At 67.6% G+C, this 21,750-nt stretch carries 19 protein-coding genes; 6 read left to right on the top strand and 13 right to left on the bottom strand.

Annotated elements, in window-relative coordinates; translation table 11 throughout:
• The first annotated feature begins 19 nt into the window (after positions 1-19).
• The 5 genes from FB468_RS03310 to FB468_RS03330 all read left to right on the top strand — a co-directional run bounded on the left by FB468_RS03310 (position 20) and on the right by FB468_RS03330 (position 6,515).
• Positions 20-1,567, top strand: coding sequence for a hydantoinase/oxoprolinase N-terminal domain-containing protein (locus FB468_RS03310; RefSeq protein ID WP_141886079.1), 1,548 nt, complete (start codon positions 20-22; stop codon positions 1,565-1,567).
• A 2-nt stretch (positions 1,568-1,569) separates the two neighbouring features.
• Positions 1,570-2,700 carry an S-methyl thiohydantoin desulfurase family protein gene (locus FB468_RS03315; RefSeq protein WP_141886080.1) on the top strand — a complete coding sequence of 377 codons (1,131 nt, stop codon included), beginning with the start codon at positions 1,570-1,572 and terminating at the stop codon, positions 2,698-2,700.
• A complete protein-coding gene (locus FB468_RS03320; RefSeq protein ID WP_141886081.1) occupies positions 2,697-3,803 on the top strand; it encodes an S-methyl thiohydantoin desulfurase family protein in 1,107 nt (368 codons plus the stop codon). Before FB468_RS03315 ends, FB468_RS03320 begins: the two co-directional genes overlap by 4 nt.
• 127 nt (positions 3,804-3,930) lie before the next feature.
• Positions 3,931-4,968, top strand: coding sequence for a DUF917 domain-containing protein (locus tag FB468_RS03325; protein WP_141886082.1), 1,038 nt, complete (start codon positions 3,931-3,933; stop codon positions 4,966-4,968).
• Positions 4,962-6,515, top strand: coding sequence for a helix-turn-helix domain-containing protein (locus FB468_RS03330; protein WP_141886083.1), 1,554 nt, complete (start codon positions 4,962-4,964; stop codon positions 6,513-6,515). Before FB468_RS03325 ends, FB468_RS03330 begins: the two co-directional genes overlap by 7 nt.
• A 90-nt stretch (positions 6,516-6,605) precedes the next feature.
• Here the strand turns inward: FB468_RS03330 and FB468_RS03335 are convergent, their stop codons facing one another.
• From FB468_RS03335 to FB468_RS03395, 13 genes are all read right to left on the bottom strand, one after another.
• Positions 6,606-7,970 (bottom strand): HNH endonuclease signature motif containing protein, encoded by a 1,365-nt coding sequence (locus tag FB468_RS03335; RefSeq protein ID WP_141886084.1) that lies wholly within the window; start codon positions 7,968-7,970, stop codon positions 6,606-6,608.
• Between the two features lie 64 nt (positions 7,971-8,034).
• Positions 8,035-8,616 (bottom strand): RES family NAD+ phosphorylase, encoded by a 582-nt coding sequence (locus tag FB468_RS03340; protein ID WP_141886085.1) that lies wholly within the window; start codon positions 8,614-8,616, stop codon positions 8,035-8,037.
• Between the two features lie 59 nt (positions 8,617-8,675).
• Positions 8,676-9,029 carry a helix-turn-helix domain-containing protein gene (locus FB468_RS03345; RefSeq protein ID WP_141886086.1) on the bottom strand — a complete coding sequence of 118 codons (354 nt, stop codon included), beginning with the start codon at positions 9,027-9,029 and terminating at the stop codon, positions 8,676-8,678.
• A gap of 40 nt (positions 9,030-9,069) precedes the next feature.
• Entirely contained in the window at positions 9,070-10,158 is a 1,089-nt protein-coding gene (gene aroB / locus FB468_RS03350; protein WP_246055724.1) for a 3-dehydroquinate synthase, read from the bottom strand.
• Entirely contained in the window at positions 10,155-10,811 is a 657-nt protein-coding gene (locus FB468_RS03355) for a shikimate kinase (protein ID WP_246055725.1), read from the bottom strand. The genes aroB and FB468_RS03355 overlap by 4 nt, the downstream gene beginning before the upstream one ends.
• Positions 10,812-11,176: 365 nt before the next feature.
• On the bottom strand, positions 11,177-12,373 hold the full coding sequence (aroC, locus tag FB468_RS03360; RefSeq protein WP_141886087.1) for a chorismate synthase: 1,197 nt from the start codon (positions 12,371-12,373) through the stop codon (positions 11,177-11,179).
• Positions 12,374-12,378: 5 nt separating this feature from the next.
• Positions 12,379-13,221 carry a shikimate dehydrogenase family protein gene (locus tag FB468_RS03365; protein WP_141886088.1) on the bottom strand — a complete coding sequence of 281 codons (843 nt, stop codon included), beginning with the start codon at positions 13,219-13,221 and terminating at the stop codon, positions 12,379-12,381.
• Between the two features lie 43 nt (positions 13,222-13,264).
• The gene (gene mltG / locus FB468_RS03370) at positions 13,265-14,410 is read right to left on the bottom strand and encodes an endolytic transglycosylase MltG (protein ID WP_246055727.1); all 1,146 of its coding nucleotides are present in this window, start codon (positions 14,408-14,410) and stop codon (positions 13,265-13,267) included.
• Positions 14,407-14,904 carry a Holliday junction resolvase RuvX gene (gene ruvX, locus FB468_RS03375; protein WP_141888101.1) on the bottom strand — a complete coding sequence of 166 codons (498 nt, stop codon included), beginning with the start codon at positions 14,902-14,904 and terminating at the stop codon, positions 14,407-14,409. The genes mltG and ruvX overlap by 4 nt, the downstream gene beginning before the upstream one ends.
• A gap of 15 nt (positions 14,905-14,919) precedes the next feature.
• On the bottom strand, positions 14,920-17,604 hold the full coding sequence (alaS, locus tag FB468_RS03380; protein WP_141886089.1) for an alanine--tRNA ligase: 2,685 nt from the start codon (positions 17,602-17,604) through the stop codon (positions 14,920-14,922).
• A gap of 156 nt (positions 17,605-17,760) precedes the next feature.
• Positions 17,761-17,982, bottom strand: coding sequence for a hypothetical protein (locus tag FB468_RS03385; RefSeq protein ID WP_141886090.1), 222 nt, complete (start codon positions 17,980-17,982; stop codon positions 17,761-17,763).
• Between the two features lie 141 nt (positions 17,983-18,123).
• Positions 18,124-18,753, bottom strand: a complete 630-nt coding sequence (gene rpsD, locus FB468_RS03390; protein WP_141886091.1) for a 30S ribosomal protein S4 — start codon at positions 18,751-18,753, stop codon at positions 18,124-18,126.
• 276 nt (positions 18,754-19,029) lie between these two features.
• Entirely contained in the window at positions 19,030-20,325 is a 1,296-nt protein-coding gene (locus FB468_RS03395) for a replication-associated recombination protein A (RefSeq protein WP_141888102.1), read from the bottom strand.
• 173 nt (positions 20,326-20,498) lie between these two features.
• Here FB468_RS03395 and FB468_RS03400 point away from each other — a divergent pair, with 173 nt between their 5' ends.
• Entirely contained in the window at positions 20,499-21,725 is a 1,227-nt protein-coding gene (locus FB468_RS03400) for a DUF349 domain-containing protein (RefSeq protein ID WP_141886092.1), read from the top strand.
• Positions 21,726-21,750: the final 25 nt, after the last annotated feature.

Below are 21,750 nucleotides of genomic sequence, written 5' to 3' on the forward strand. Positions count from 1 at the left end.
CACAGCGAAAGCGAGAACCATGCATATCGGGATCGACGTCGGAGGCACCAACACCGACGCAGTGCTCATGAAGGGCAGCGAGACGCTCGTCGGCATCAAGCACTCCACCACCCCTGACGTGACGGCGGGCATCATCCAGGCCATCCAGGGGCTCCGCGAGAAGAACAGCTTCGAGGGCGCAGACATCTCGGCGGTGATGATCGGCACGACCCACTTCATCAACGCGCTCGTCCAGGCGAAACGCCTCGCCCCCACCGCTGCGCTCCGCCTCGGCCTGCCCGCGACTCAGGCGCTGCCGCCGCTCGTCGACTGGCCTGAGGAGCTGAAGGGCGCCATCGAGGCCCGCAGTTACCTCGCGCACGGCGGCTACGAGTTCGACGGTCGCCCCATCAGCCCGCTCAACCCCGAAGAGCTTCGCGCCCACGCCGCAGACATGCGCGAGCACGGCATCCGCTCGGTCGCAATCTCGTCGGTTTTCAGCCCGGTCAACCACGACCTCGAGGTCGAGGCTGCACGCATCGTCTCCGAGGTGCTCGGTGATGACGTCGCGATCTCCCTCTCGCACGAGATCGGCCGCATCGGGCTCCTTGAACGCGAGAATGCGACCGTCATCAACGCCGCGCTCCGCGAGCTCGCGTCTGAGATCGTCGATGGCCTGACCGCCGCGGTCCGCGCCGAGGGCATCGAAGCACCGATCTTCCTGAGCCAGAACGACGGCACCCTCATGGATGAGGACTACGTACGCCGCTACCCCGTCGCCACCTTCGCTTCGGGGCCCACGAACTCCATGCGTGGCGCAGCGCTCACCAGCGGGCTCGAGACTTGCGCGGTCATCGATGTCGGCGGTACGACGGCCGACGTGGGGCTGCTCATCAACGGCTTCCCCCGCGAGACCGCGAACGAGGTGAAGGTCGCCGGCGTACGCACGAACTTCCGGATGCCCGACGTGCTCTCACTCGGCATCGGCGGTGGCAGCATCGTTGACACCGAGACCGCCGAGGTCGGCCCCGAGTCCGTCGGTTACCAGCTCTCGACAAAGGCGCTCGTGTTCGGCGGCGACGTTCTGACCGCGACTGACATCGCTGTCGCTGCCGGCCGCGCGAGCATCGGCGATGCGTCGAAGGTCGCGCACCTTGACTCCGCGTTCGTACAGCGTGTACTCGACCGGATCGCGGAGCGCGTTGCCGAAGCGGTCGACCGGATGCGCACCTCGCCTGATCCGATCCCGGTTGTCGCCGTCGGCGGCGGTTCCGTGCTGCTCCCCGACGTGCTCCCCATCTTCGGCGAGGTTTCGAAGCCCGAGAACTATGCCGTCGCGAACGCGATCGGGGCGTCCATCGCGCAGGTCGGCGGCGAGATCGACAAGGTGTACTCGATCGCCCCGGGTGCGCGCGAGAAGACCATCACCGAGGTGCGCGCCGAGGCCGTCGAGAAGGCAGTCGCGGCCGGCGCAAAGCCCGACACGGTCGCAATCATCGACTTCGACGAGGTACCCATCCCGTACCTGCCCGGCAACGCCACGCGCATCCGCGTGAAGGCTGTCGGCGACCTGAGCATGGAGGGCTAATCGTGAGCTGGACGATTTCTGTCGACGACATCGACGACCTCGCACGCGGTTCCGCCGTCCTCGGCACCGGCGGCGGTGGCGATCCGTACATCGGCGGGCTTCTCGCAAAGGAGGCGCTGCGGCGGCACGGTGACGTCACCGTCGTCACCCTCGACGAGCTCCCCGACGACGCGGTCGTCGCCTGTGTCTCGATGCTCGGTGCCCCCACCGTCATGGTCGAGAAGCTCCCAAGCCTCGACGAGGTCATGCGGCCGGTCACCGAGCTGAGCGAGCACTACGGCAGGCCGATCACCCACATCATGTGCATCGAGGTCGGCGGCGTGAACTCGACGATCCCGATCGCCGCGGCCGCCGCGACCGGGCTCCCCGTGCTCGACGCTGACGGCATGGGCCGCGCCTTCCCCGAGTTGCAGATGGTGCTGCCCACGCTCTACGGCGTCACCTCGTCGCCGCTCGCGTACTCCGACGAGAAGGGCAATGTGGGCGTGCTCCGCACCGTCGACAATGCCTGGGGCGAGCGCATCATCCGCGTCGCCGCCGTCGAGATGGGCTGCTCGATCATGCTGTCAGGCTTCCACATGTCTGGCGCGACCGCGAAGAAGGCGCTCGTCGCCGACTCGCTCTCGCTGTGCGTGAACGTTGGCAAGGGCATCGTAGACGCCCGCGCCGAGAAGGTCGACGCCGTCGAACGGGCGACCGAGATCCTTGGCGGCCGCGTGCTCTACGGTGGCAAGGTCACCGACGTTGAGCGCGCAACGACGGCGGGCTTCGCCCGGGGCCGCGCAACGATCGAGGAAGACGGCCGCACGCTCACGCTCCTCTTCCAGAACGAGCACCTCATCGCCGAGCGCGACGGCGAGGTGCTCGCCACAACGCCCGACCTCATCATGGTGCTCGACCACGAGACGGGCGAACCCGTCACCACCGAGGGGCTCCGATACGGCCAGCGGGTGCGCGTGATCGCCGCGCCGGCCGACGAGCGCTGGCACTCGCCCGCAGCGATCGAGATGGTCGGGCCGCGCTACTTCGGGTACGACCTCGACCCGCACCGCTTCGACGGGACGGTGCGAGCGGGCAGCCCTATCGCAGACGCGGCGCCCTTAGGCGCACCGCCCGCGGGGGTGACAGCGTGAGCTGGATCCTGACCGCCGCTGACCTCCCCGACCTCGCGCGCGGCGCGACGCTGCTCGGAACGGGCGGGGGCGGTGACCCGTACATCGGGCAGATGCTCGTGCAACAGGTGCTCGGCAATGGCGGCATCACGATACTCGACCCAGACGAGCTCGCTGACGACATGTTCGTGATCCCGACCGCGCAGATGGGCGCCCCGACCGTGATGGTCGAGAAGATCCCGGCTGGGACGGAACCGCTCGCGGCGCTCCGCACGCTCGAGGCACACCTCGGGCGGACTGCGGAGGCGACAATGCCGATCGAGTGCGGGGGCGTGAACTCGATGATCCCGCTCATCGTCGCCGCCGAGTCAGGCCTGCCCGTCGTTGACGCTGACGGCATGGGCCGCGCGTTCCCGGAGCTCTCAATGGAGACGTTCGCCGTCTACGGCGTGCAGGGTTCGCCGCTCGCCCTCGCGGGAGAGCGCGGCGAGCACGTGATCATCGACACCGGCAGCGACAACCGGCAGATGGAGTCGTTCGCCCGCGCGATCACGATTCGGCTCGGCGGGGTCGGGCACATCGCCGAGTACGCGATGACCGGAGCGGACGTGCGCCGGACCGCGATCCCGCGCACCCTGTCGATGGCGCTCGCTCTCGGCCGGGCGATCAGGATCGCGCGCGAGCAGCACCGCTCCCCCTTTGCCGCGCTGGCTGACACCCTGTCGACCACGCTCTACTCGCACGTTCGCGAGCTGCATGTCGGCAAGGTTGTTGACGTCGAGCGACGCACGACGGAGGGATTCGCACGAGGCAAGGCACTCATCGAGGCGACTGACGGCTCGGGTGATCCCGTGGTGATCGCGTTCCAGAACGAAAACCTCACGGCGTACCGCGGCGAGGAGCTGCTCGCGATTGTGCCCGACCTCATCTGCGTCGTCGACCACGAGACCGCCGAGCCGATCACGACGGAGGGGCTGCGTTACGGCCAGCGCGTGCGGGTGCTCGGCATCTCAACGCCCGATCTTATGCGAACACCCGAGGCGCTCGACACGTTCGGCCCGAGCGCGTTCGGACTCACGGAGACATTCGTTCCCGTGGAAACGCTGGCGGGGCGACCCGTCTAAGGCGTGGGGGCGCTGCGGCTTCACCGCGCAGCCCCGGCTTCACCGCGCAGCCCCGGCTTCACCGCGCAGCCCCGGCTTCACCGCGCAGCCGCAGCGCCTCCCCGCCCCATCCTCTACGCTTACAACCATGGCTCTCACTCTCACCGCGGACGATCTGCCGCTGCTCGCAGCGGGAGCCTCGTTCTGCGGCACGGGAGGCGGCGGGTCGCCCAAGCTCACGGAGCTCATGGTGCGGCCCGTCTTCGCGGAGCCCGTTGAAACCGTCCTCCCGGGCGAGCTACCACCCGAGACCCAGTGCTTCGCGCCGGCGTTCGCCGGCTCGACACTGCTGCTCAGCGAGCGGCTCCCCGGAAGGGACGAGTTCGGTCCGCTCATCGCGGTGGCAGAGCGCTGGATCGGGGCCCGCCTCGAAGCGGCTTGCTCGTTCGAGGCCGGCGGCATGAACGCGCTCACGCCCTTCCTGTTTGCGCCAGACCGCGCGGTGATTGACGCTGATTGCAGCGGACGGGCCGTGCCCACCCTCGACCGCACAAGCATCTACGTCGAGCGCCTCCCCGGCCTGTTCGCCGTCTGCGCAACCGGCGCCGGCGGCGTCGCGCTTGTCACCTCCGAGCGCTCGAAAGACGTCGACGGTCTCATGCGAGCGGCGATGATTCAGGCGGGCGGAGCGGGGGCCGTGCTCTTCGCCGGGTTCACCGCCCGCGACCTCCTCACCGCATCGCTCCACGGCCACCTCGCGCGCTCGCGCGAGATCGGGCGGGCGCTTCGCGAAACCATCGAGGATCCGGTGGCAACGCTCGCCGCAAGGCTCGGCGCGACGCTCATCGGCGAGGGCAGGATCGCAACCCTCACTCAGGACGCCCGCGATGCCCACGTTCACGCCGCGGAAGTCACCGGCATGGACGGTTCCGTCATCAGGCTCGTCTCGCGCTCCGAGCACCTCGCGGTACTAGTCGATGGCGCGACCGTCGCGGCTGCGCCCGAGTACATCGTCGCGATCGATGTACTCTCGCGCGAGCTCATCGAAGTGACCGACTTACGCTTGCACAGGCACGTCGCGATCCTCACCCTGCCCGCCGATGATTGGTGGCGCAATGCCCCCGAGCGCGCAGCCAAGCTCTTCCCGTCGTCGTACGGACTGTCCGGATTGGATCCCGAATGGTAGGCGCCCCGCGCACCCCGCCAGCCCCACGCACCCTGCGCACCCCGCCAGCGTCGCTCGATCTCGCGAGCCTGCTCGCGCATCCCGACAACGGCGAGCTCAACTACGTCGCGGGGCCGAAGAGCGAGACTTGGCACAACGTCTCGGTCGACGAGCCCGAATCTGCCACCGAGGGGCTGCTCATCGTCACCACGGCCCTACCCGAGACGAGCTGGCAGCAGGACGCCCTCGTTCGCCGAGTGCGCGATCGCGGATTCGCCGCCCTCGCGGTGCGCAATGCCGGGTCTGCGGGGCCCGGCGCGCGGAAGCTCGCCGACCGGCTCGGCCTCACACTGCTCTCAGTCGCCCGACCGATCGAGCTTGCGCGCGCAAGCTGGCAACTGCAGCAGGCGCGCGATGCCCTCACCATCGACTATGTGCGGAAGGTCGCGCAGGCGTTTGAGTACCCCGCGGCCGACCTGGGCGACCTGCTCGGGCACCTCTGCGCCGCAATTGGGCACGGCATCGCCCTCATCGATTCAACCCGAACCGTGCAGCAAGCGGGCGGGGTGCTCTCCCCCGAGCTCCACGCGAACCTCGACTTTGCGCCGTGGATCAGCGTCGCCCGTGTTGATGACGCCGCCGCCGCGTCCGTACGCGTTGATAGCTCGACCCGGCAAGGGCTACGGCTCGCCGTCTTTGACGCGGGGCTCAGCGATGTGCAGCTCCGCGCCCTGTCGACCGTTGCCGAGATCATGATGCCCGCCGTCGCGGCGCGCATCCTCATCGATGAACTCGCGTCCGTCAATGACGCGTCGTCGTCTGCCGACCTGCTCCGCGCATTCATCGAGCTGCGTGGCGCGCGTGACCCCGACGTGCAGCAGCGTATGGCCGAGCTCGGCTGGCGCACCTCGGGTTACCACCTGGGGTTCCAGTTCGCCGCCCGCACGCGCGTCGATCCCGTTGGACTGTTGCGTGCCGTGTCTCACGAGCTCGCCGCCGTCTCGGTCGAGTCGCGCGCCGCGATCAGCGGCCGAGGCGTGCTCGGGTGGCTGACATTCGCCGACCCGCCTGCCTCGTCCGAGGTTGAGCGATTCGCTGCCGCATTGAATGGCGTGCACCAGCAGCTTCGGCGTACGCGCGATGTGGCCCTCGGCATCGGGTCTCTGCAGAGCGGGGAAACTGGCCTCGCGCGCACGCTCAACGAGGCGAGCGACGCCGCGAAGATCGCGACGTCACGGTCGAGCAGTGGGTACCTCGTGCGGGTGGACAGTCTTGGCCTCGAACAGCTCTTGCTTGCGTGGACGGGAACCGACACGTTCCTCCCCGCGGCCGAGTCACTTCTCGCTCCGCTACTCACCGAGGCACCCGAGCTCCTCGACACGCTCGCAGCCTACCTCGACCACGAGTCGGGCATCCAGGCAACGGCGGTCGCGCTCGGCCTTCACCGAAACACCGTCGCCCAGCGGGTGCAGCGCGCTCAGGAACTGGTCGGAGCCGATCTGAGTTCACCCGAGACCCGGCTCGCCCTCCACCTCGCTTGCCGAGCGGTGCTCGCTCCAGGGGTTTAGGAGGGGCTGGGCTCAGCTCTCTGCTCTGCCCCAGCGCTCTGCTCTGCTCCCAGCGCTCTGCTCTGCTCCCAGCGCTCCCCCTCGAACGTTTTACTCCGCGTGCCGGAACTTCACGCGACTCTCTGGCCTGTCGCGGTGCTGCCTTCCGGTCGGGCTTGTCCAGATCATCACGCCACCCTCTTCTTGCCTGACTCGCCAGTCGGTGTGATGTTTCAGCATGTGGTGCCCCTTACAGAGGTGGGAGAGGTTCGCTATCGAGGTCGGGCCGCCGTCTTCCGCGGCGACCGTGTGGTCGATCTCGCACCGGTGCGCGGGGACGCGACAGCCCGGGGCTCGGCAATGAAGATCTCGTGCGGCCAGGTGCCGCCGCATTGCCGCTGTGGGTCGGTATCTGTCGACCGAGAGCAGCTTGCCCCCTTCGTCAACGGTGACGAGTTCCCACGCGCGGGCCTCACCCGCGATGCGCTTCGCCACGCTCGCCGGAATCGGACCGTAGCCGACGAGTTCCGCAGTGCCGTCGGAGGTGCCGGTGGCACCGGCAGCACCGGCATGGTCTTCAGTGAGCAGCCGGCCTGGGATGATGACTTGCACCCGCCCATCGATGCCCGAGCTTGCCCTTCTGCTTCCGAGCGCGTCGCCGCCGCCATCGACATCTCCGAGCAGCAGGTCACGGAACACGTCGGCGCGTACCGCGTCGATCGACCGGAACGCACTGCCGCCCGCTGCGCCGGATGCCGACTCAGGACCTGTGGCGGTCATCGGCCCCGTCCCGACACCGGTCGCCGCGCCAGCAGCCGCCGTCTTCGAGACCTTCTTTGCGAGCCGGGCGACCCGGTCGTAGATCGCCTGAGCTTCCACCGCAGGCAGGTGGGCGATCAGGTCGGCCATGCCGTCGTCGGCCTCAACCAAACGAATACTGCGCTTCGCGACGGCTCGCTCATGATTCTCTTCGAGCGAGGCTTGGGCCTCGCTCGCCGCGAGCCTGCGGGCAATCGGTCGGAGCCTGCTCGGGCTTTCCTCGCGGGCGACTTCAAGGACTCGAGCCTCGTAGCGCTCGCGTCGCTCGCGTTCGAGGGCGCCGTCCCCGATGGTCAGAGGCGCTCCCTCCGCCGCGATGACTCGCAGATGGTTCAGGGAAATTGTCCCAGATTCAAGCGTGCGAAGCGCGAGAGGGAACGATCTGTGGGCGTCGTATGCAAGCTGCAGCAGTCGTTCTGCCGCGTGCTCACCCTCATGGAGCGTACTTGCGAGCTCCATGCGGAGGGATCGAAAGGCAAGGTCACGTGCGGCCTGAGTCAGCTTGGCCGACCCCACCGCCGCTTCCATAGCGCTGGCAAGGCGCCGAAGCTGATTCGCTTCGATCTTGCGGCGCTCGGCCTCCATCACCTCAAACTCGGTGATGGCCGCGTCGATCTCGTAGAGTTGCTGTCTCGTAAACTTCGAATTTGTAGGCATGTGTCAAGTAGAACACCAACCACCGACATTCACGGTACGGGCCGCACGCCGAGCCTGCCCACCCCTACCCCACTTCGCGGTAGAGCCGGCTCGCGGCTTCAACGACCGCTGGGTGCTCCACACTCAACGCCTGGATGCCGACAACTCGGAGCCCGGCGGGCGGCTTCCCGTCACCGCCCCAGAGCAGCACCGAGGTCTCCGCAGGCATCTGCGAAGACCACCAGCTCAGGCCGCCAACCTGAGCGCCGCGCTGCTCAAAGAGCCTTCGGGCGAGCGCCTGCGTCACCCCAAGATCCTGTACAACCACCGCGCTCGGGCGCACGTCGAGCGCGAGCAATTCCCGCGCGTTGTCGAGGTCAACGAGTGCCGGGCCCGTGTATTCGAGTTCAACGATCGCCCGCGGCTCGTCTGCCGGAGTGAGAAACACCTCAGGGATCCACCGCCGCTTGTTGTAGAAGCTCTCCGCGATCGCGCCAACGGCCGACCGAGAAAAATACCACGAGTCATAGAGGTCAGCGTTGTCCCATCGCCCGTGAAACTGCGGGCGCGGCACGAACGACCAGTGGCCGGGCTTTCCGGGCCTCGCACCCGACACGCGGGGGTAGCAGCGAAAGAGGCGCAGCGACGTCAATTCTGGCTCAACCACGGCTCACACCCACACACCATCACGCACGCCACCACTCACACCCACGCACGACGACGCACCTACGCGTACGCACCTTCATCCTCGGCGTCGATCGCGCCAATGACCTCGGCAACCCGCCCAAGCTTGATGCACTCCCGCGGCGTCGAACCGCGCAAGAACTGGTTCGGCGAGTCAAGCCAGATCGGCACCACCTTCGTGTGCATCGTCGATTCGGCGCGGGCGATGATGTAGGCAAAGTCCATGATCGACCGCGCCGATTCTGGCGACGGCACCTGGGTACCCTGCTTCCACCGGGTCACCTGGGAGGGCTTGACGCCGAGCAGCTCAGCGAGCAGCGTGCCGTTCCCGGCCGCCCCGAGCAGCATGCGAAACCCGTCAGCGAAGCCGGGCTGGTGAGGCATTGCGATACTCATGCCCCCAGTCTACGCGCAATCCCAGAATTGCGCGAGGGAGTTAGCTTGCGATCTCCTGATACGCAAACTGCAGCATTGAGTCGTCGACGCCCGCGAGCACACGGGGCTTGCCGATCTCATCGAGCACGATAAAACGAAGCATGCCCGCGCGCGCCTTCTTGTCCCGCTGCATCGCAGCGAGCAGCCCCGGCCAGCGGCCAGCGGGGTACGAGAGCGGGAGCCCGAGCAGGGTGAGGATCGAGCGGTGCCGTTCAACGGCGGCATCCGACAGCGCGCCAGACATGCGTCCGAGCTCAGCCGCATAGACCATACCGATCGCGATCGCGACCCCGTGCCGCCACTGGTAGCGCTCGGCATGCTCGATGGCATGCCCGAGCGTGTGCCCGTAGTTCAGGATCTCGCGAAGGCCCCCTTCTTTGAAATCCTCCGAAACGACGCGCGCCTTCACGCCCACTGCGAGCTCAACCACGCGCTGGAACTCGGGGGTCGCTGGGTCGGTCGCGCGCTCCACGTCCGCCTCGATAACGTCGAGAATCTCAGGCTCAGCGATAAACCCGCACTTCGCGACCTCAGCGAAACCGGCCAGGATCTCGTTCTTGGGAAGCGTGTCGAGCAGCGCGATGTCGCAAATTACCGCGGCCGGCGGGTAGAACGCGCCAACGAGGTTCTTGCCCTCCGCCGTGTTGATCCCAGTCTTCCCGCCAACGGCAGCGTCGACCATGCCGAGCACGGTTGTCGGGATCTGGATCAGTCGCACACCCCTCAGCCACGTCGCCGCGACGAAGCCTGCGAGGTCGGTCACCGCGCCGCCGCCGAGACCGATAACGGCGTCGGTGCGGGTGAAGTCGGCCTGGCCGAGAATCTGCCAGCAGAAAGCCGCAACCTCGACGCGCTTGGCCGACTCGGCATCGGGCACCTCGGCGAGAATCACCTCGGTGTAGTGCTCCTGAAGCGACGTGCGCAATTCGTCCGCGAGTCGCCCCACGGTCGAGGTGTGCACGATGAGTACCTTCGCGACCCGCGACCCGAGGGCCTCAGGAACGCGGTCAAGGAGGCCCCTCCCGACGGTGATCGTATAGTTCGTCTCCCCCGTGACAGTAATCTCACTGATCTGCGTAGGCGTGCTCAATCCTGATCCTCTCCAAGGGCCGGTGTGCGGGTCTCCCCCGCTGCTGTGGTGTCTGCCGGGGCGCTGTCTGCCGGGGCGCTGTCTGCCGGGGCGCTGTCTGCCGGGGCGCTGAATGCTTGTGCGCTGTCGGGCGCTTGCCCAGCGGTCGCCGCCGCGCGTTCCCGTCGCGCGTAGGCGCGCGCCCAATCTACAACGCGTCGGGTGAGCTGTTCCTTCCCGGCGCGGTCAGTCCGGAACGTCACGTCGGCGACCTCGAGGTAGAGCGGCTTCCGCTCGGCCAGGATCCGTCCCCAGGCCGACGGGTCGTCGCGCAGCAACGGGCGGCGCGAAATGTTCGCGGTGCGAAGCACCGCCTCCTGCGTCGTCATGAGCAGGATCGTAGGGTGCGCGCGAAGCAACTCGCGCGTCGACTCAGCGAGGACAGCGCCTCCACCGAGGGCGAGGATCCTCGTCCCCTGCTGCGCAAGCTCCGTGGCAATGATCTCCGCTTCGATACGGCGGAACTCGGCCTCGCCGTGCGCGGCGAAGAAGTCGGTAATCGCTCCGTGCTTGCGCACGAAGACGACGTCGCTGTCGACGAACGGGATTCCGAGCTCTTTGGCGACCCGGCGACCGAGGCTCGTCTTTCCCGCGGCCATCGGGCCGACAAACACGATGGTGCGCGTTGGCAGGCGGTTTCCGCCGCCACGACGGCGCCTGCGTCGTTTCGCGGTCGGGCGATCCTGCGCCGGCGCTGAACCGACTGGTGCCGTGGCCTCGGTAGTTCTAGGCGCCTGGCCCCGCCCGCCTCCGCGCTGGGAGCGTCGCCGCCGCGAGCGCGAGGCGCCGGTTCCGCCCGGTGGTGTCGGAACAGGCTGGCTCGCGGCAGGCTGGCTCGCGGCAGGCTGGCCCGTTGCCGGCCGAGCTGCCGCGGGCTGCGACCCTGGCGCCGGCTGCACCCGCACGGGCTGTGTCGGAGGCGCGGGCTTTGGCGCGGCGACGGGAGCTCCCGCCGGCCGCCCGGCCCTGCGCGAGCCGCTCACGACTCGCGGGCGGTCGCGAGTTGCGTCGGGATCTCTGCGAGATAGCTGTCGAGGTTGCGCTTCGTCTCACGGAGGCTGTCGCCCCCGAACTTCTCCACGACTGCCTCGGCGAGCACGAGGGCGACCATCGCCTCGGCAACAACACCGGCAGCGGGAACAGCCGAGACGTCAGAGCGCTGGTGGTGCGCCTTCGCCTCTTCCCCGGTCGCGACATCAATGGTAGGGAGCGCGTGAGGCACGGTGGCGATGGGCTTCATGCCCGCGCGAACGCGCAGTACCTGCCCGGTCGTCATGCCGCCCTCGATGCCACCCGCGCGCCCCGTCTCGCGGACGATCTCGCCGTCGCGCAGGTGAAGCTCATCGTGGGCGACAGAGCCGCGACGGCGGGTGGTCTCGAAGCCGTCGCCGACCTCGACCCCCTTGATCGCCTGAATGCCCATGAGTGCGCCAGCGAGGCGCGAATCAAGTCGCCGATCCCAGTGCACGTAAGAGCCGAGCCCCGGGGGCAGCCCGTAGGCGAGCACCTCGACGATGCCGCCAATCGTGTCGCCCGACTTCTTCGTGTCGTCGACCTCTTCGACCATGCGCGCACTCGTCGCGGCGTCGAAGCACCGCAGCGGGTCGGCGTCGAGCGCAGCGACGTCTTCGGGGCGTGGCAGCGCGGCCTCTGCGGGCGCGACGACGTCGCCGATCGAGACCGTGTGGCTCACAAGCCTGATGCCGAGCTCCTGCAGGAACGAGCGTGCGACCGCGCCGAGCGCGACTCGCGCGGCCGTCTCGCGAGCGCTCGCGCGCTCGAGCACGGGCCGGGCCTCATCAAAGCCGTACTTCTGCATACCGACGAGGTCTGCGTGCCCCGGCCGCGGGCGCGTGAGCGCAGCCCCACGCCCACGGGACTTCTCAGAAAGCTCAGACTTCTCGGGGCTCATCACCTCGGCCCACTTCGGCCACTCGGTGTTGCCGATGCGAATCGCGACGGGGCCGCCAATGGTGACCCCCTGCACGACGCCGCCCGACATGTTGAGTTCGTCCTGCTCGAACTTCATGCGCGAACCGCGTCCATAGCCAAGCTTGCGGCGCGCGAGATCCTCTCGGATCGCGTCGAGGGAGATCGGCACGCCAGCGGGCATACCCTCGATGACAGCAATGAGTTCAGGGCCGTGGGATTCCCCGGCAGTAAGCCAACGAAGCATAGGGTCTATCTTTCCACACTCGCGGCGCGCATGGCCGCGAGCACTGTTTGCTCATCGGCGACAGGTTCGTTCGGGTCGCCGTTTCTAAAAATTCTGATCTGTACGAGCGCCTGCTCGATGAGCATGTCGAGCCCGGCGTGAGCATCGGTTCCGGCGCTACGCCAGCGCGTCGCGAGGGGCGACGGCCAGGGATCGTAGGCGACATCGAACAGCGGCACGCCGAGCAGTGCCGGGTCGAGCTCGATGCCAGCAGTCACGTGGCCGGGCAGCGTCGAGATCACGAGCGTCGCAGGGAAGCCGGGCGCGTCGCCGAGCGCGAGGCCACTCATGCCGTCACCGAACCGGGCAGCAAGGTCGCCGGCAGCCTCGGGCCGCCGCGCCGCGACAGCGACGCGCTCAGCGCCGAGCGAACGGGCGGCAAGGATCGCCGACACCGCGGTCGCGCCGGCACCGAGCACGACCGTCGAGGTCGCATCGAGACCGGCGTTCTGGATCGCGCGAGCGAGCCCCGCGACGTCCGTGTTGAAGCCAACCCAGCCTCCGCGATCCCCTGAAGCGCGCACGAGTGTGTTCACGACACCGCTCTCACGCGCGACCGGGTCGACGTCGACGGCGAGCCGCGCAGCCTCCTCTTTGAGGGGCATGGTCAGCGATAGCCCAAGCCACTCGGGGCCGAGCCCCGCGAGGAAAGCCTTGAGCTCGGGGGCGTCAACCTCGAATCGGTCGTAGCTCCACGGGAGCCCAAGCACCTCGTATGCCGCGCGATGGATCGCTGGCGACTTGGAGTGCGCGATCGGCTTACCGAGCACACCGAGCTTGGCGCTCTCCGCCTGCCGGGAATTGGTCATGACTCAGTCACAGCTCGTTCCAAATGCCAGTACTTTCCATGACTCAGTCACAGTACTTTCCGCCCTCGGCGCGGTGCGCGGTGCACCACTCGCTAAGCTTCTCGACATTCTGCTGGTGCTGCTCGGCGGTCTCGGCGAACTCGGTCTCGCCGCTCGACAGATCAACGGGCATGAAGTACAGCCACGGGCCGCTCGCGGGGTTCGTGGCGGCCTCGATCGCGGTGTCGCCCGGCAGCGAGATCGGGCCGGCGGGCAGCCCTGGGTTCGCGTAGGTGTTGTACTTGTTCGACTTGTCGGCGCGCTCCTCATCGGTCGTCCACACGGTGTGCGTGTTGCCGGTGCCGTACGAGACCGTCGCATCCGACTGCAGCAGCATGTCGATGTCGATGCGGTTGAGGAAGACTCGGGCGACCTTCGGGAAGTCCTCAAGCCGTGACCCTGCCTCGCGCTGCACCATCGCCGCGAGGGTGAGCACACGCCAGGCGTCCTCGTGCGCAACGCCGTGCTGGTCGAGCGCCTGCCACATGCGGTCCACCATCGTCTGGATGATTGACTCGGCCGTGTCGTCGGGCTCAAACGTGTAGGTCGCCGGGAACAGGAAGCCCTCGATCGATGGGAACTCAGCGGGCACGCCGAACGCAGCGGGGTTCGCAGCGGCGGCCTGAAAGTCCTCAAACGGAATGTTCACGACGCCCGCGGTGAGTTCGAGCGCGTCGAGCGCGGCCATGCCCTCCGGGATCGTGACGGTGAGTTCCATCCGGTTCGCATCGTCCTGGAGAGCTGCGAGCGCTGCGGCCGCGCTCATCTGCTGCTTCAAGCGGTACGTGCCGACCTGGAAGTTCACTTCCTCGGGCTGCTGCAGTAGCAGGTCGTAGAAGGCCTCCGACGTCTTTACGACGTCAGCATTCGCGAGCGCAGCAGCGACGTCGCCGCCGATCTGGCCCTCGGTGATGGTGAGCAGCACTTCACCGTGCCCCTCGCCCTCGTAATCGTTCGAGGTCCAGCCAAGCGCCTGTGAGATCTTGTCGCCGTACGAGCTCCAGACCCACGCCGCGCCACCGCCGATGAGCAGCAGCATGACGATGAGCACGGACGAGATGACAATCCGGCCGCGCCTGCGCGAGCTACGCTCCTCCTCGTTCAGTTCGCGCGCCTCACGGCGCCCACGGCGCGTCTCCTGCTCAGTCACGGGGTCTCCTCGTTGTTCAGGTGCTGTTCTGTGGGCGCCACGACCTCGCCCGGCGCCTCGTTTCGATTGCGCTCAACGTCAAGCGCGTGCTGCAAGATGACGACGGCTGCCGCCTGGTCGATGACCCCGCGGCTCTCCTTGGTCTTGCGCCCGGCCTGCCGGAGCTGGCCCTGGGCAGAGACGGTCGAGAGCCGCTCGTCGACGAGGCGCACCTCGCGTGCGCCCGAGAGCCTGTCCGCTAGCGCCTGCGCGAAGCCGACGGCGTCGTCGGTCGATAAGGTGCGCTCGCCACGCAGGTTGAGCGGCAGCCCGACGATAACCTCGAGCGCCTCGTACTCGGTCGCGAGCTCAACCAGGCGCGCGATGTCCGCGCCAGGCTCGGCCTCGCGCTTGACGGTCTCGACCGGCGTCGCGAGCATGCCGTGCAGGTCAGACCGGGCAACGCCGATGCGAGCCTTGCCAACGTCGATCCCGAGCCGTACCCCAGAGCGCATCCCCGAGCTCACCGCCTACGCCTCGATCGTGCGGCGCATCTCGGCGAGCGCTGCCGGGATCTGCGAGGGGTCAGTGCCGCCCCCCTGCGCGAGGTCGGGCTTGCCGCCGCCTCCACCACCGAGCACTTGAGCGCCCCGCTTCGCGAGGTCGCCCGCCTTGACACCGAGTTCGCGCGCGGCCGCAGTCGTCGCCGCGATGACGACAGGCTTGCCTTCGGCCACCGTACCCGCGAGCAGCACGACGCCCGGCTCGGAACCGAACTTGTCGCGAAGCTGAGTGACGAGGCCACGGAGGTCATCTGGAGACCCGACAGTGCCGAGGTCTGCCGAGACCAGCGCGACCGATCCTGCCCGCTCCGCACCCGCGAACAGTTCGGGGACGCGCTCTGCGAGCTTCGCGGCCTCGAGCGCCGCGATCTTCTTTTCGGCGGCACGCAACTGCGCGCTGAGATCCTCAACGCGCGAAACGACCTCGCTGCGCGGCACGCGCAGCCCGCCCGCGAGCTGCTGCACGATGAGCCGCTCGGCGGCGAAGCTCTGGAACGCCTCAAGGCCAACGAGCGACTCGACACGACGATTCGTGGAGCCGACCGAGCTCTCGGACACAAGATTGATCATGCCGACCTCAGCCGCGGTCGCGACGTGCGTTCCCGCGCACAGCTCGCGTGACCACTCGCCGCCGATGTCGACGACGCGCACGCGCTCGCCGTACTTCTCACCGAAGAGCGCCATCGCACCCATCGCCTTCGCGTCGTCGAGCGCCATCTCGCGGGTCACGACCGCGTAGTTCGAGCGGATCGCGAGGTTCGAGATCTCCTCAATCTCGCTCTTCGTGGCCGCGCTCAGCGCCTCGGAGTGCGTGAAGTCGAGACGCATGTAGCCGGCCTTGTTGTAGGAGCCTGCCTGGTGCGCGTTCGGGCCGAGCACGTCGCGGAGCGCCGCGTGCACGATGTGCGTCGCAGAGTGTGCCTGGGTGGCGCCGCGGCGGTAGTCAGCGTCGACGCGGGTCTCGGCGCGCGCGTCCACGCCAATGCTGCCCACGGTGACCTTGACAGTGTGCACGATGAGCCCGGGCACGGGCTTCTGCACGTCGAGCACCTCGGCCTCGAACCCGTCACCAACGATCACGCCATTGTCAGAATCCTGACCGCCCGACTCAGCGAACAGCGCGGTCTCGGCGAGCACGAGCTCGGCGATCTCACCCTCGCGGGCCTCTTGCGCGGGCGCACCGTCAACGACGATGCCGAGCACCTTGCTCTCGTGAACGAGCGAGTCGTAGCCCACGAATGCGGTCTCGCCCAGGCCGCGAAGCTCCTTGTAGACGGCGAGGTCAGCGCGCTGCCCCTTCTTCGCCTTCGCGTCAGCCTTTGCGCGGTCGCGCTGCTCCTGCATCAGGGTCGCGAACACCTCGCGATCCACGGATACGCCCGCTTCCTCCGCGATCTCGAGCGTGAGCTCAACCGGGAAGCCGTGGGTGTCGTGCAGCAGGAAGGCGGTGTCGCCGTCAACGCTCGCTCCGGTGGATCCAGCCTTGCCCGGCTGCGAGGCAGACACCGCCGCCTCGATAGCGCTGTCAAGAATCTGGATGCCGCTCGCGAGCGTGCGCAGGAACGTCTTCTCCTCGGCGTACGCGACGCGCGAGATAAAGTCGAAGTTCTCGGCAACCTCGGGGTACGCGGCCTGCATCGCGTCGCGCGATACCGGGAAGAGTTCAGCGAAGCTCGGACCGTTCACCCCGAGCAGCCGCATCGACAGGGTCACACGCCGCAGGAGGCGCCGCAGGATGTAGCCGCGACCCTCGTTCGACGGCGTCACGCCATCGCCGATGAGCATGAGGCCGCTGCGCACGTGGTCGGCGATCACCCGAAGCCGCACGTCGTCCTCGATAGCGGCACCGTAGGTCTTGCCCGCGAGCTCGGCAGCGCGATCGAGCACCGGGCGAACCTGGTCGATCTCGTACATGTTGTTGACGCCCTGCTTGATGAACGCGACGCGCTCAAGGCCCATGCCCGTGTCAATGTTCTGCTTGGGCAGGTCGCCGACGATCGTGAAGTCGAGCTTCGACTTCACGTCGGCGATCTGGTACTGCATGAAGACGAGGTTCCAGATCTCGACGTACCGGTCGTCGTCGGTGGCGGGCCCGCCGTCGATCCCGTACTCGGGGCCGAGGTCGAAGAAGATCTCGGAGCAGGGGCCGGCGGGGCCGGGCTGCCCGGTCGACCAGTAGTTCGTATCCTTGCCGAGGCGCTGGATGCGCTCGTCAGGCAGCGACGAGTGCTGCTGCCAGAGCGCGAAGGCCTCATCGTCCTCCTCGTACACGGTGACCCACAGGTCGTCGGGCGAGAAGCCGAGGCCACCGTCGGCCTCCGAGGTCGTCAGCAGCTCCCACGCAAACTTGATTGCGCCTTCCTTGAAGTAGTCGCCGAACGAGAAGTTGCCGCACATCTGGAAGAACGTGCCGTGACGCGGCGTCTTGCCGACCTCTTCGATGTCGTTCGTGCGGATGCACTTCTGCACGCTCGTCGCCCGGTCGTACGGCGCGGGGACGAGGCCAGAGAGATACGGCACGAAGGGAACCATGCCCGCGACCGTGAACATCAGGCTCGGGTCATCGCTCACGAGCGACGCGGAGGGCACTACCGTGTGGCCTCGCTGCTCGAAGAAGTTCAGCCAGCGGCGTTGAATCTCGGCGGTCTGCATGTTTGGTGCTTCGTCCTTTGTGGTGCGTTGGTGCGTGGTTGCCCTTGAGGCATAATTGCCGACGCCGGGTCGGCGGCAGCCGAAGCTGCGGGTCATCTGGGAATCAGGAAGATCAGGATCGGGGCACACGCCTGGCGCGCCCCGAGCCCAACGGCCCTATGCGTCTTTGCTGTCGAGGCCTTTGAGCGTCCGCTCGAGGTCTTCGTCGAACTGCTCGCGCTCTGCGGCTTCGTAGCCGCTCGAGAACGCCGTCGACAGCTCAGTGATGCCGCGATTGACGCGCTCGAAGAAGCGGCGCCCTCCCGGGCTCTGGTTCACGAAGTGCGCGGCGACAAAGCCCGTCGCAACTCCGAACACGAACACGAATAGTTTCCGCACCTCTTCCACCCTCCCGTGGTGTCGCGGCGACCCTGTGCGCGCCGCGGAACGATCCTGGTCAAGCTTAACCGGTATCGCATGCTAGAAACGCCTGAGGGCGCTGGATTCCTTCCGGATTCCAGCGCCCTCAGGCGTTCAGGCTTAGCGCCCCGAGTAGTACTCGACGACGAGCTGAACTTCACAGGTCACGGGGACCTCAGCGCGCTTCGGGCGACGAACGAGGCGAGCCTCGAGCTTGTCGAGCGAAACCTCGAGGTAACCGGGGACTGCGGGAAGAACCTCAGCGTGGCCACCAGCGGCAGCAACCTGGAACGGCTCGAGAGCCTCCGAGCGCTCCTTCACGTGGATGAGCTGGCCCGGCTTCACGCGGAACGACGGGCGGTCAACGAGCTTGCCGTCGACGAGGATGTGACGGTGCACGACGAGCTGGCGAGCCTGTGCGGTGGTGCGGGCGAAGCCTGCACGGAGCACGAGGGCGTCAAGGCGCATCTCGAGGAGCTCGACGAGGTTCTCACCGGTCAGGCCGTCCTGACGACGTGCCTCGTTGAAGGTGATGACGAGCTGCTTCTCGCGGATGCCATACTGAGCGCGCAGACGCTGCTTCTCGCGGAGACGAACTGCGTAGTCGCTGTCGCTCTTACGCTTGGTGCGGCCGTGCTGGCCGGGGCCGTAGGGGCGCTTCTCGAGGTAGCGAGCAGCCTTCGGCGTAAGGGCAATGCCAAGCGAGCGCGACAGGCGCGTCTTGGAACGGGTACGTGACGTAGTCGACACGGGTATCCTTTCGGGTTTCTGACGGGCACGCGCGGGTGCGCGGCCACATGTTCTCTCGGCCACGCTGCGCCCGCATTCAGGGCTTTCGCTCGAAATGCACGCGACGCAGCAAACCGTTTTCGGTGAGGGAACGACCGTTGCAGAAACCCGGCTACAGGGCACCTGCCATTCACTACCCGCTGCAGCCTGCCGCGGGAGCAATGTTGGCCAGTGATCAGCCTAGCAGATCAGGGCGAGCAACCACGAGTCGGCGGCGGGCACGCGAGAGCCTCACCCCTATTCGCCGCGCGTGATGCGCCGAATCTTCTCGAGCCGCTCCGACACCTCACGCTCATTTCCGTGCGTTGTGGGGTTGTAGTAGGTCGCGGACGCGATCTCGTCAGGGAGGTACTGCTGCCGCAGCACTCCGCGCGGGTCGGAGTGCGGGTAGCGGTAGCCCTTGCCGTGACCGAATTTCTTGGCGCCCGGGTAGTGCGCGTCGCGCAGCGGCTTCGGTACCGCCCCGAAGCGGCCGGCCTTCACGTCGGAAATGGCTGCGTCGATCGCCGAGATCACTGCGTTCGACTTCGGCGCGGTCGCAATATAGATCGTCGCTTCAGCGAGCGGTATCCGCGCCTCAGGGAGGCCGATGAGCTGCGTCGCCTGCGCGGCCGCGACCGCGATGGTGAGCGCCTGCGGGTCGGCGAGGCCGACGTCCTCTGCCGCGTGCACCATGAGCCGCCTGGCAATGAAACGCGGATCCTCCCCAGCCTCGATCATCCGAGCGAGGTAGTGGATCGCGGCGTCGGGGTCAGAGCCGCGCATCGATTTGATGAAGGCGCTCACAACGTCGTAGTGCTGGTCGCCGTCTTTGTCGTACCGCAGCAGAGCACGGTCGACGGAAATCGACACGATCTCCGCGGTGATCTGCGGGAGGGCGTCCGTGGGGGCTGTGCCCTCGCCGCCGTCCACGAGGGCGAGCGCGGAACCGGCCGCGGCCTCGAGGCCCGTGAGCGCCCGGCGGGCGTCGCCCGAGGAGAGCTGCACGAGCGCGTCGCAGCCCTCTTCGGTGAGCTCAACAGCGCCCGCGAGCCCGCGCGGGTCGCTCGTCGCGCGGTTCAGCAGCTCGGCGATATCGGCGTCGCTGAGGGACTCGAGCGTGAGCAGCAGCGAACGCGAGAGCAGCGGGCTAATCACCGAGAACGACGGGTTCTCGGTGGTGGCCGCGATGAGCGTCACCCACCCATTCTCAACACCGGGCAACAGCGCGTCTTGCTGGGCTTTGGTAAAGCGGTGGATCTCATCGAGAAAGAGCACGGTCGCGATGTCGTACAGGTCGCGGTCGTTGAGCGCGCGCTCCATCACCGCACGCACGTCTTTGATACCGGCCGTCACCGCCGACAGCTCAACGAAGCGGCGGCCGCTCGTGTGCGCGATCGCCTGAGCCATCGTCGTCTTGCCAGTGCCAGGCGGACCCCACAGGATGACGGAGACGGCGGAGCCCTCACTGTCGCTCGCGATGACGCGCAGCGGCGAGCCCTGGCCGAGCAAATGCTTCTGCCCGACGACCTCATCGAGCGATCGCGGGCGCATTCGAACGGCGAGCGGCGCGGTCGCAGCGGTCGAGCCTGAAATCTGGGTCACACATTAATGCTACCGAGCACCCCTGACAATCATGCTCCCGGGGGCGCTCTGTGGCATAGTGGAGGGGTCTATCTAGTAACGCGGTCGGTACAGCCGATCCCACACGACAGGTGAGCAACACGGTGAGTGAAGCGACGAACGAGCAGCCCTGGGGCAGGGTCGACGAAGATCGTACGGTCTACGTACGCGAGGGAGAGGGTGAGCGGGCCGTTGGCGCGTTCCCCGACGGCACCCCCGAGGAAGCCCTGGCCTACTTCGAACGGAAGTTCGCTGACCTCGCGGGCGCGGTGACCCTGCTCGAGGCCCGCATCGCACGCGGCACCGCCGACGCCTCCGTCGCTGGCACCGTAAAGAAGCTCGAGGAGCAGCTTGTTGAGCCCGCAGCCGTTGGCGACATCGCCGCCCTGCGCGATCGCGTCGCAAAGCTGTCTGAGAAGGCAGCCGCGTTCGGCGAACAGCAGCAGCAGGAGCGTGAGGCGGCCCGCGAGGAGGCCGTCGCGAAGCGTGAGGCGATCGTTGTTGAGGCCGAGCAGCTCGCTGCGCAGCCAGAAACTTCGGTCCGGTGGAAGGACACGAGCGCAGCGTTCGAGCGCCTCTTCACCGAGTGGCAGACCGCGCAGAAGTCGGGCCCCCACGTGCCGAAGCCGCAGGCCGATGCGATGTGGAAGCGTTTCCGGGCCGCCCGCCAGAGCTTCGACACCGCGCGCCGCGCGCACTTCTCGCAGATGGATGCGAACAACAAGGACGTGAAGGCCCGCAAGGAGCGCCTCATCGCCTCCGCCGAGGCGCTTGCCGACCGCGGCCTCGACGGCATTCCCGCCTACCGTAACCTCCTTGAGGATTGGAAGCAGGCCGGGCGTGCGAGCCGAAAGCTTGACGACCAGCTCTGGGCTCGCTTCAAGGCGGCCGGCGACGTGCTCTACCAGGCGAAGGCCGAAGAAGTCGCTCAGACGAACGAGGAGTACCAGGCAAACCTCGTCGCCAAGCAGGCAGTGCTCGACGACGCAAAGCCGATCCTCGAGATCGCTGAGCACTCGGCGGCGCGGAAGCAGCTCACCACGATCCAGCTCCGCTGGGACGAGATCGGTCGCGTTCCGCGCGAGGCACTGCGCGACATCGAGGGCCAGCTGCGCCGCATCGAAGATCACGTCAAGGGCCTCGAAGACGAGCACTGGCGCAAGACGAATCCCGAGACCAAGGCTCGCAGCGAAGGCCTCCGCGGCCAGCTCGAGGCCTCAATCGCCGAGCTCGAGGCAGAGATCGCCGGGGCGAAGGACGCGAAGGCAAAGGCCAAGGCCGAAGAGGCACTCGCCACGCAGCAGTCGTGGCTCGCGGCGCTCGGAGACTAATTATCCACAGATGATCGCCCCGCCC

Source organism: Leucobacter komagatae (assembly GCF_006716085.1).
GTDB classification, from domain to species: Bacteria; Actinomycetota; Actinomycetes; order Actinomycetales; family Microbacteriaceae; genus Leucobacter; species Leucobacter komagatae.